The organism is Streptomyces sp. NPDC057623 (assembly GCF_042800355.1).
Classification (GTDB): Bacteria; Actinomycetota; Actinomycetes; order Streptomycetales; family Streptomycetaceae; genus Streptomyces.
In genome coordinates this window covers 1-7,865 of sequence record NZ_JBHVGZ010000146.1, presented here as the reverse complement: position 1 = coordinate 7,865, position 7,865 = coordinate 1, and the positions used below count along the sequence as shown (strand labels likewise).

Annotated in this window: 8 protein-coding genes; 2 read left to right on the top strand and 6 right to left on the bottom strand. The window is 66.5% G+C overall.

Annotated features, from left to right (window positions below; translation table 11 throughout):
* Nucleotides 1-73: 73 nt before the first annotated feature.
* Nucleotides 74-964: a hypothetical protein gene (locus ACFU95_RS50490; RefSeq protein ID WP_383844552.1), complete on the bottom strand. Its 891-nt coding sequence runs from the start codon at nt 962-964 to the stop codon at nt 74-76.
* A gap of 2 nt (nt 965-966) precedes the next feature.
* Entirely contained in the window at nt 967-1,326 is a 360-nt protein-coding gene (locus tag ACFU95_RS50485; protein WP_383844549.1) for a hypothetical protein, read from the bottom strand.
* 964 nt (nt 1,327-2,290) lie between these two features.
* Between ACFU95_RS50485 and ACFU95_RS50480 the strand changes: the two genes are divergently transcribed.
* Nucleotides 2,291-3,184: a helix-turn-helix transcriptional regulator gene (locus ACFU95_RS50480; RefSeq protein WP_383844546.1), complete on the top strand. Its 894-nt coding sequence runs from the start codon at nt 2,291-2,293 to the stop codon at nt 3,182-3,184.
* 70 nt (nt 3,185-3,254) lie between these two features.
* On the opposite strand, the gene ACFU95_RS50475 is transcribed toward ACFU95_RS50480, so the two are convergent.
* The 3 genes from ACFU95_RS50475 to ACFU95_RS50465 are packed head-to-tail and all read right to left on the bottom strand — an operon-like array spanning nt 3,255 to nt 6,121.
* Nucleotides 3,255-4,430 carry an amidohydrolase family protein gene (locus ACFU95_RS50475; protein ID WP_383844543.1) on the bottom strand — a complete coding sequence of 392 codons (1,176 nt, stop codon included), beginning with the start codon at nt 4,428-4,430 and terminating at the stop codon, nt 3,255-3,257.
* 29 nt (nt 4,431-4,459) lie between these two features.
* Nucleotides 4,460-5,575: an MAB_1171c family putative transporter gene (locus ACFU95_RS50470; protein ID WP_383844540.1), complete on the bottom strand. Its 1,116-nt coding sequence runs from the start codon at nt 5,573-5,575 to the stop codon at nt 4,460-4,462.
* A 3-nt stretch (nt 5,576-5,578) separates the two neighbouring features.
* Complete coding sequence (locus ACFU95_RS50465) at nt 5,579-6,121, bottom strand: hypothetical protein (protein WP_383844537.1); 543 nt, start codon at nt 6,119-6,121, stop codon at nt 5,579-5,581.
* A gap of 693 nt (nt 6,122-6,814) precedes the next feature.
* On the opposite strand from ACFU95_RS50465, the gene ACFU95_RS50460 reads away from it, so the two are divergent.
* A complete protein-coding gene (locus ACFU95_RS50460; protein WP_383844534.1) occupies nt 6,815-7,255 on the top strand; it encodes a pyridoxamine 5'-phosphate oxidase family protein in 441 nt (146 codons plus the stop codon).
* Between the two features lie 327 nt (nt 7,256-7,582).
* Here the strand turns inward: ACFU95_RS50460 and ACFU95_RS50455 are convergent.
* Nucleotides 7,583-7,865, bottom strand: a 283-nt coding sequence (locus tag ACFU95_RS50455; RefSeq protein ID WP_383844531.1) for a transposase, incomplete at its 5' end; no start/stop codon positions are given.

Here is a 7,865-nt window from a genome sequence, read left to right as displayed (position 1 = left end):
ACACACGGCTCCTCAGCCTGCCCACCACCAGCCACAGAAAGCGAAACGGCCCACCGACTCCGTCGGCGGACCGTCACGAAAGATCGAGGTTAGGACGCGATTCCGGCCGGACCAAACCAGCTGGGGTGGCGTTCATCGCCTCGTGGACCAAGCTCGGCAGCGTGCTTGGGTGCAGGCCCTTGACTCGATGGCGAGCCAGTCCGGCGCGGATGTACTCGGGAGCAATGCCCTCAGCGAGGAGCTTGGCCGTCTCGCGTCCAAGGTGCCCGAGCACGCCGCTCGGCGGGCGGTGAGCACACGCGGCGGCGTACTCGTCGATGAGCAGCTTCGTGGAGACCGTCTCCGGTGCGGGGGCGCTTGCGCCTCCCGAAGGAGAAGTAGTTCCTAGGTCCAAGTTCCTAGATCCAAGATCCGGACGATGAGGGCTCACCGCAGGCTCACTGAGGCCTCCGCGAGAGCTCCGTGAGGGCTCACGGAAGGTTCCTTGACCTGGTGTTTTACGGTTCATGGAGGGCTCATGCGGAGTGTCCGAGGGCTCGTTGAGCGCTCCGAGAGCCCTCACTGAGGCCTCATTGAGGGCTCCGTGAGCCTGCGGTGCATCCTCATCACGCTGCTCGACCTCGTGGATAGGGCAGGCGGGGAAACGAACGCCGCTCGGTCGGTTGATCTTCTGGTGCTGGCGCCAGGTCACGATGTGCAGGTACCGCTTGCCCTCGTCACCCTCGTAGCGGCAGATCAGGTGGGCAGAGGCGAGTTGTGTCAGGTCGTCCTCGACCTCCACGGGGCCGTGCTCCGGGCGCAGGGACCACAGCAGCCCTGCGAGAACAGCAGGTTGGTCGCGGAAACGGCCGTGGTCGTCGGCCTGGGTGAGGAGACCGAAGAAGGTTCGCTCTGCGGCGATGGAGACGGCGGCGAGGGACTCGGAGGCGAAGGCTTCGGGCTTGATCGTTCGGATCCGTGCCACGGTCAGCGGCCTCCTTCCGCGACAGCACGTGCCTCGAGTGCGGGTCGCAGGCCCGCAGTGGTCAGGTCGAGGTCGTGCGCCTCGTCCCAGTTCGCCTCGGGGTAGGCGCGGATCACCCAGCGGGCGGCGGTCACGCGCTGGGCCCGGTTGAGGGGTACGAAGTGCCCCTGCTTGTCGTACACACGGGCATACGGGCTCGGCCAGGTCTGGCTGGGCTGATGCTGCGAGACGCGGACGATGCGGGCACCGGGCATCATGTCCGCGAGGAGAACGGCCAGGCGGAGCTGACGGGTACGCGCGGTGGGGTCAACGGTCTTGGCGGGCTGGGCGGCGAGCGCCCTTCCGGTCCAGGACTCGGGCATGCGACAATTCCTCACTCGTAGGTGGGGTGGGACGGCCGTTCTCGTCGAAAAGGTCAGCCGACTCGCCCCGGTTATGAATCCGCACCCTCAGGGGTGGCGGGCCTGGCGCCCGGAAGCTGCTAACTTCTGGGCGCCGGTCTCATCTCCCGCTGAAAACTGCGGACTTGGCGTCTTGTATGGCTCTCATTTCCTCCCTTGAGGAGATCTTGATTCGGCGGTTTCGCCGACGGACCAGCAACATATGCACACCACTTCCAACACTCCAGCGGATTGCGGACTGTGGGCTGATCCGACGCCAACTCGACATATATCGCTGAGGCGACGCATCTCCGCTCCCTCGCAGGCAGCGTTCTACCCGGTGGCCACGAAGCCACTGCGTGGCCTCAAGGCGCAGATACCCGGCAGCAGCCATGTCGGTAGCGCCACTGAACTACGCTTCCGACTCCATGGCTCATCAGCTCCCGAGCGCCCCAGCATGGATGGGCTAATTCGCAGCAGACGTGCGACTCAGGAACGCACGATCCGGTGCAACTAACGGCACATCAATACCGGTTGGAGCCTCCGCATTAGTCGCAATGCCTGCCCGAACGGCCATACGGCAGACCGTCGTTTGAAACAGAGACATACGAAACTCCTCGCGCGACAGCCACTCTGCAAGTACCGCGCACGGACGCGGAGCAGCCGTGATGTGATCTCAGCGCCCTACCGAAAAGCTGGAACACACACCGCCCGGCGGTCGAGGAATACGACCCCTCCGCCGATTACGTCTGGAGAGCGCCCCGCGCACAGGACCGCACAGAGCCCTCCCGGATCGATCTCCTCGGCCGCAGCACCCCTGAAGATCGAAAGCGAAGCCCGAGCGAGCGTGCGACGCTCCCCGTTTTTCGCTAAGCTGAAGCCATCTCCACTCACACAATAAGTCAACACGCCGATATTACTTCGGTTTGCAGAAAAACGAGGTTGGATGTCTGCTCGCCACTTCGACAGAGGCCGTGTGCGCGCCGTGCGGCGTGCCGCCGATGTCGCGCAGGCCGACGTGGCAACGGCCGTCGGCGTAGCGGACTCGACGGTCGCAGGCTGGGAGACCGGACTTGCGACTCCCGACCCGGAGAAGCTTCCTGCCCTGGCGAAAGCGCTCAAACGGGAACTGGACGATCTGTTTCCTCGCACAGGACTCCCGGACCTTACCGACCTGCGGTGCGACGCCGGCTACTACCAGTACGAGACGGCGCCGCTGATCGGGACCAAGAGCGCCGGTCCCGTGGCGGGAGCTGAACGTGGCGAGCGGCGGCTCAAAGACAAGTACGTCCCGGCCCTGGCGGCGGCCTACGGGGTGAGCGAGGAGGAGCTGCGACGCGCGGAGGACCGATCCATCGCCAAGGCGCAGGGCGGTGAAGCCGAATCGGAGGCCACCGGGGCTGCTCCGGCATCGGTGGGTCCGCCCGGCACGTTGGCGGAGAAGATCACCCTGGTCCTGGAGCGCTCGTATCCCGGCGAGCAGGGTCCGCCTGCGGACGGGGAGATCGCCGATGCGATCAACGCACATGCCGGGGCACGGGTCATCTCCGCGGCAGGGGTTCTGGATCTGCGTACTGGCGCCGTGGAGACGGCGTCGCCTGTAGTCCTTGAGGGCTTGGCGGTCTTCCTCGGTGTATCGCCGATGTATTTCCAGCCGGATGATGCCGTGGCCCGCCAGGTCTACGAGGGTCTCCAGCTCCTGTCGGCGTCGAGGAAGGGGGCCGTGGGCCGGGTCAAGGGGCGCGGGATGGGCTCGCAGGGTCTGCCGACGAACGTCATGGAGTTCGTCAACAACCTGGTCACGGAGTTGGAGGAGCGAGAGCCGGACGTAGGCGAGTAGCGCGCCTGCCCGAAGCCCGACTGGAGGCTTCGGACAGCATGCGGGGCCGCGCCTGTGCTGGGGCTGTTCTCTACAGGTCGTGGTGCCGGCCAGCGGCGACCACGGCGCGGATCGCGCCCAGTGCGTCGAGATCTTCGAGGGGATCCCCTTCGACCACCAACAGGTCTGCACGAAGTCCCGGAGCGATCCGGCCCGTCGTCTCGCCCAGACCCAGCGCGTCGGCCGCGTCCGCTGTGGCCATGTCGAGGATCTTGCTGGTCGGCAGGCCCAGGTGCGCGTAGAACGACAGGGCCGGCACCAGCCCGTCGAACCCTGCGCGCTGGACTCCCGCGTCGGTTCCGGCGACGAGCTTGGCGCCGGCCTCCGCCATCTGCCGGACCAGGTCGAACATGGCCGCTGCCCGCTCCTCGCCGAAGAAGCGCGGGAGCATCTGCCAGTGGGGGCTCACCGCCGGGCAGACGGTGATGCCGTCGTCGACGATCCGCTTCAGGACGTCCTGCCGGAGGTCGAAGCCGTCGGATGTCATCCACGTGCAGTGCTCGATCGTGTCCACGCCGGCTTCCACGGCAGCGGCGATACCGTCCGCACCGTGTGCGTGCGCGGCCACCGGCACGCCGGCCTTGTGGGCCTCGTCCACCAAGGCCTGCAACTCCTCCGGGGTGAACTGGCTCTGCCAGCTTTTCGGCCCGTCCTTGGTCAGGCCGCCTCCGGTCACCATGGCCTTGATCACTCCGGCGCCTGCTGCGAGGTTGCGCCGTACGAGATCCCGGACCTGGTCCACGCCTGAGACCTCGCCGCCCAGGAAGTGGCAGTGCCCTCCAGGAGGGGTGGCCGGTGTGCCCGCGGACACGATGCGCGGGCCGGAAGTGCCGCCACGGCCGATCTCCTCGTCCAGGCGGAGCGCCAGGCCGTTGCGGTCTCCCAGGTCCCGGACCGTCGTCACCCCGCTGGACAGGAGTTGCTCCGCACGCCGACGCATGTCCTCCAGCAGCGTCTCGTCGCTCGACTCGGCGAGGGTGGCCACCGGATCGCCGCCGCCGTCGAACGCAAGATGCACGTGGGCGTCGACCAGTCCGGGCACCACCGTCGCATCGGGAAACGCCAAGCGCTTCCCCTCCGCGCCGACGCGGTCAGCGAGTTGTGCGCGCGGCCCGACTGCGGCAATCCAGTCGCCCTCGACGAGGACTGCGCCGTCCTCCAGGTACGTCCCGGAGCCGGTCAGGACACGGCTGGCGGTGATCAGCATCTCGTTACGTCTCCCTCGTTCTTCCACAGTCACGCGGTCAGCCGTAGCGCTTCCGACACCGCGATCAGCTGCCGTACATCCGCGTCCCGGTCGTCTTCCTTCGGCACCGCGAGCAGCACTGCCTGCCCCGGAGCCGGCGCGCCCTGCCGGATCGTGACGGCAGCACGCCGCAGTCGGCTCGCCAGTTCCGCTGGCTCCAGGTGGAGCAGGTCGGGGCCACCGTCCTCGTCCACCAGATAGGGGCTGATGTCGACCAGCCCGTCCCGGCATTCCACTATCCGCCGGTGATAGCGACGGTGCACGCCGCGCGCTCGCCACCGGTCCCACAGGCCGCGGGAGGCGGGGCGCAGTTCGTTCTCCGGGTAGACCTCGGTCAGCAGCTGCCACAGCGGGGTCAGCCGACGGTGATCCCGGCGACGCCGCAGCCACAGCCGCGTGGCTGTGATCCTTGAGCGAGCCGCCGAATAGGTGACGCCCGCGACGAAAAGCAGGATCGACACCACCAGCCAGAACGCCACGCCGGCCATGAGCCGGTCCGGAACGGTACCGCCGCTCCATCGCACGGCGACGAAGACCGCACGGACAGCGCAGGCCACCGCCATCGCGCCGAGACCGATCGCGGTCATCCACAGACCGGTGGCGTGCGGCCTGCCGGACATGCGGGCATAGCGGGCGGTCCATCGTCCGGCAGCGCCCAGCGCGTACATCAGGTACAGGCCCGCGCCAGCGTAGAAGAAGGCGATCTGCGGGACCGTCATGTCCGCCGTGCTGAACGAGCCGGCGAACTCCCGATGCGGCACGGTCACGGCCGCCAGGCTGATCGCCACCGCGACCACGGACACGACGACGGCTTCCCACCGGGCGCGACGCCGCGCTGCAGACCGGTCGGCCGAGTACAGGTAGAAGCACATCAGGAAGTACACCGTCAGCAGCAACAGGACGTTCTGGATCAGCTTCGCCGTGCCGTGCCCGGCCACGGTGTCGATGCCGGTGGTGCCGCCCGGCATGGCCACGGGGTACGACAGGCCCGCGCTTAACAGGCAGAGGGCGACGGACCTCGTGGGAGCGTCATGCGGGGCTCGAGACCACAGGTAGAGCCTCCACACGACGGCAGCCGCGATGATCAGCAGGAGTATCTCGCTCATGGACTACAGCCAGCCTCGCCGGTCGCCCAGGGCGGACTGAACCCGACGCACTTCCGGATCCTCCGACAGCGGAGGGAGCTCGCCCACCACCGAGTCCCACTCCAAGATGATCGTGGCCGCGAGTTCGACCTGGCACTCCTCGTCGTCCTCGTAGGAGCACCGACGGGCGACCCGCCGGATCAGCTTGGGATCGAGTACGGGGATGAGTGTCGCCCAACCCTCGACGAAGTCGTCCGGGGATTCCTCCGGCGACTCTTCCACCTGGCCGTTCTCCCACTCGGCGACGAGGATGTGGAGGACCTCGTGGAGGATGATCTGCCTCTGGTGCAGCCGGGTCGTCTCCTGCTGGTAGAGGATCACGTCCATCTGCGGCGTATCAATCCACAGCCCCGAGGGCCCCGGCTTCTCCAGCGGGAAGGGGCGCAGGACGATCGGGCGTCCGCGCCTCTCGCTGAGCGCCTTGACCAGCTCTTCCACGTCCAGAGGTGGGTGGATGCCGAGGTTGCGCAGTTCCTGCCGCAGTCGGCGGTGGAGGTCGCGCTCCACGGTCCGTCTCTCAGCTGTGCGCCACCGCCCCAACCGCCAGCGGCTCGCTCTGTCCTGCGCGGGCACCGGAGATTCCGGAGCGCCGTGACGACTCTCTCCCGGAGACATTTGAGCAATCCCTTCGTACCGGCCGATCGGGGCTCTTGCTCAGAGCCGGGCGCCAGCCACCACGGGTCAACGATGTTCGGGTCCCCAAACGGCGCTCATGGAGGTGATCGCAAACGCCGGACCAGCTCCGCAGAAGGGCGCGCGCCGGCCTCAGCGAGCGAGCCGCGAGGACACGCAAGAGCCTCTCCGGCCTCACGAAATCGCTAGCGCGAACGGTTAAGCGACCGGGCGAAGCTCCTGTGGGAACAGTCTCGGACCCTACGTCAGGCCCATATGAGATCAAGGCCGGAAAGCTGTGCCTCGAGGTCCAGCAGGACACCTTCGCGATCCTCAATAAAACCTATGAAATCGACCATTTAGGTTTTTCGATCACGGCCCTGAACTGCTGATTCACTTGCGGTCATATTGGTCACCACAACGCAGCCGGCACGTACTTTCGTTACCATTTTGAGATATTTAGCGAGAGAATAGCGTGAGCATTAAACGCAAAAGGTAGATCCCGTCAGCACCTGGGGCGCGAATAGATGTGTGGAAGAGATCACTTCCGCGTCAATGTGTGCAGTGCCTCGCGTTACGCTCACGAGCATGCCTAGCGACATATTCAGCCAGAGTCCTGAGTACTCAGCGTTCTGGAATGAGTACCACTTGTGCACGCTGACCACGCTTCGCTCCGACGGAAGCCCGCATGTAGTGCCCGTCGGCGTGACCCTTGATGTCGAGGTGGGGGTCGCTCGCGTTATCACACGCAAATCAAGTAAGAAGGTCGCCAATATTCAGGCGTCCCGCCCCGGCGAAGCCCGCGCGGCCGTCTGCCAGGTCGACGGAGGCCGCTGGTCCACCTTGGAAGGCACCGCCGAAGTGCTGACCGACGCGGCAGCGGTCGACGACGCCGTGGCCCGCTACGCGGACCGGTACGGGCGGACACCGGCTCCGGATCCGGAGCGCGTGGTCATCGAGATCACGATCGACCGGGTCATGGGCCAGGTGAACGCCGACCGGCCGAAGACCGCGGGTGCCGCAGCCTGACTGCGCAAGAACCCCGCCCGGTTGTTGGCCTCGAGTTGATCTTCATGTGGTATAGGTCTGCGACCTTCTACCCCAACCTCCTCAAACGTCGCCGTCAGCCGCGCCAAGCGCCGACTGTTCGTCATCGGTAACCGGGACGTCTGGCGCGGCCAGAAGTTCTTCGCCGCCCACGCCGACGCCCCCCCATTACCGTCTTCGTAGCCCCGCAACGGGGTTACCGGCCTTCGGAGTTGGCATGACTACCTCCCCTTGTCGAGTGCATGGCCCGGGGGGTGGTGTCACCAGCTCCGAAGGCACTGACAGACCGCTGATTAGCGCCTCTGTGTGTCAAGCGGCCGTAGGAAGTTGGCTCCGTTGATCGCGCTTCATGATCCGATAGACAACGTTGGACAAGCGGCGCTTGAGTGCCCGACGGGCTTCAGCGGGCGTCTTGCCTTCGGCGATCTTGCGCAGGTAGTACTCCTGGCCGCGGCCGCCGTCCCTGATCTGGCAGATCGCGATGATGTGGAGTGCGCTGTTCAGGGCCCTGTTGCCGCCGGTGTTGAGACGATGGCGGACGTTCTTTCCGCTGGAGGCGTCCAAGGGAGCGCTGCCCACGTAGCTGGCGAAG